3 protein-coding genes and 1 pseudogene are annotated in these 2,155 nt (G+C 43.8%); 2 read left to right on the forward strand and 2 right to left on the reverse strand.

The genetic code is table 11. The features are described from left to right. Positions 1-235 precede the first annotated feature (235 nt). Positions 236-478 (forward strand): hypothetical protein, encoded by a 243-nt coding sequence (locus tag O9332_RS18730; RefSeq protein ID WP_288026830.1) that lies wholly within the window; start codon positions 236-238, stop codon positions 476-478. A gap of 60 nt (positions 479-538) precedes the next feature. On the opposite strand, the gene O9332_RS18735 is transcribed toward O9332_RS18730, so the two are convergent. Beyond that, positions 539-1,231, reverse strand: a complete 693-nt coding sequence (locus tag O9332_RS18735; protein WP_288026832.1) for a pirin family protein — start codon at positions 1,229-1,231, stop codon at positions 539-541. A gap of 185 nt (positions 1,232-1,416) precedes the next feature. Here O9332_RS18735 and O9332_RS18740 point away from each other — a divergent pair, with 185 nt between their 5' ends. Further along, positions 1,417-1,680 carry a PEP-CTERM sorting domain-containing protein gene (locus tag O9332_RS18740; RefSeq protein ID WP_288026834.1) on the forward strand — a complete coding sequence of 88 codons (264 nt, stop codon included), beginning with the start codon at positions 1,417-1,419 and terminating at the stop codon, positions 1,678-1,680. Positions 1,681-1,896: 216 nt separating this feature from the next. On the opposite strand, the pseudogene O9332_RS18745 reads toward O9332_RS18740, so the two are convergent. Continuing rightward, a pseudogene (locus tag O9332_RS18745) lies at positions 1,897-2,025 on the reverse strand (Uma2 family endonuclease); the annotation flags it as partial. Between the last annotated feature and the right edge of the window lie 130 nt (positions 2,026-2,155).

The following is a 2,155-nucleotide window of genomic DNA, read 5'->3' on the forward strand; positions in this document are numbered from 1 at the left end:
TTTACCAGTTTTGAGGTGGCCAATTACCTAATTTTCAGGGAAAAAGTGCCTAAATTTCCCCCCGATCACTCCCAGATCCAGTACTTTTTGATTGACAAAAGGTCTAAAAGTCTTACCCAACAAGGTTTTTAGATTTATTCAGCAAGCCCTAACTAACTGGCAATAATGATAGCGAGAAAAGAAGTAGTTTAGTAGTGCCGAATTCTCGTTCCCGATCATTTAGGAGGTAGGAAAGATGACAATTTATGTCACCCGCGAGGGATATAAACTGGTGGCCGATTCCCCACTGGAATTGGTGGAAAAATTACAACAATGTCAGGGTAGAATGACGGAAACAAGACAGGAATTCATGACTCGGCTGGCTGCACAGATGGTAGCCAGCCAAGGCGTTACTGTTCCTATTACTGATCCGGAGAATTTTATCGCCGAGTTAATCCATAACGATTTTCTCAGCGTGGTGGACAGTATTGATGGCTGAAAGTCGGCCGGGGAATTGGCGGCAAAACTTAGCCACTAGGGTTCCTAACACTCAACCCCACTACCCTAGGTCAAAAAGCAAAATTTCCGAGTCTTCTAGAGATTGAATAGCCAAGGAAGTTTCCTCGCTAATTGCCGCTCCATCCCCCGCTTGTAAATGCACGCCATTCACGGTTATTTGCCCTCTAGCCACCTGTAACCAGGCATAACGACCTCCATCTAAGGAATGGGTGAGGGACTGGTCTAGGGGCAAAATTCCCGCATAGAGATTAACATCTTGATGGACTTTAACCGCATTACCATTACCCGTAGGGGAGGCGATTAATTGTAAGGTATGGGGAGAAAATTTGATCGCTTTTTGTTCATAACTGGGTTCTAGGTCTTTTTTGTCGGGAATAATCCAGATTTGCAGGAGATGGAGGGGATTAGTGGCAGAATGATTAAATTCACTGTGTTTTATTCCTGTTCCTGCGCTCATCCGTTGAATTTCACCGTGTCGAATCACGGAACCCGTGCCGAGACTGTCTTGGTGTTCTAGTTCTCCCTCCAAAACATAGGTTAAAATCTCCATATCGTGGTGTCCGTGGGTGTGAAATCCTTTTCCCCCAATCACTTTATCCTCATTAATAACTCTTAGACTCCTAAAATTAATCTGTTGGGGATCATAATATTGGGCAAAAGAAAAAGTATGATAGGTATCCAACCAACCATAGTTAGCGTGGCCTCTTTCCTCAGCTTTGCGTATAGTAATCATCGGTTTTCCTCTTTTTTATCTCTATTATATTCTCAAGGCTTTTTGCTAGATCAACTAAGGATAGCTGATGGGTTTTGTTATCCCTTTTCTGTCAGAGGAGGGATAGGAAGTGTAGATAGTCACGGCAAGCGCATCTTAACAATCCTTGACAAAATAAACCTAGAGGGCGATTGCCCGGCACTCCTTTGGTCAGAGCTGCATATCCCGATCAGGATGCTAATTGCCATAATCTGACGGGTCCTGGATGTCTTAATACTGACGTTACGGGAGATGGTATGACTGACACAGACTTTTTCTTAGCTGCAGGTGTTCTCCATATTGCTCCTCCTTACGGTGATACACATAGAGTTTATCCTCATCCAGTACCCGAACCTTCAACTGTATTAGGCTTAATTGCCGTGGGTTTAAGCTCAATAGTCGGATTTAAAGGCAAAAAAGAGCCAAAATAAGCCTTCGATCGCTTCTTTTTTACCAAGAAAAAGCCCCCCATTGGGGGCTGAGGAAGAATGTAGTTACTTCTTGGAGTATAGCCAATCATGTCGAGAACTGGCAAATATAGCTCGATTTTTGTTTATTGTTGCGGTAAAAACGCCTAACTGTAGCATTTGGGCAGATTACTTCATAAGTTGCAGTTCAGCTGGCTTGAGCGAGATTTCAGGTCAAACTTAAGCCAAATCTCGCCAATCTATCCCTAAATCTTGTAATTTCCGAGCCATCTTTTCTGCCACTTCTTCAGGGGTGGGAACAAGTTTACCTTCAGGGGTAAAAAAGCGTAATTGGCTGTCTTGACATCCTCGCCGCCCTAAAAGTGCGGCGATTCCTAAACCTCACGATTTAAGTTTCTGCTTCCACCACCGTCGCATACCACAGTTAAAAAACCATGTACTGTCTTACACAGAGTCCACAGACTTTCGCCCCATTTCA

The organism is Microcystis sp. LE19-10.1B (genome assembly GCF_027530565.1).
Classification (GTDB): Bacteria; Cyanobacteriota; Cyanobacteriia; order Cyanobacteriales; family Microcystaceae; genus Microcystis; species Microcystis aeruginosa.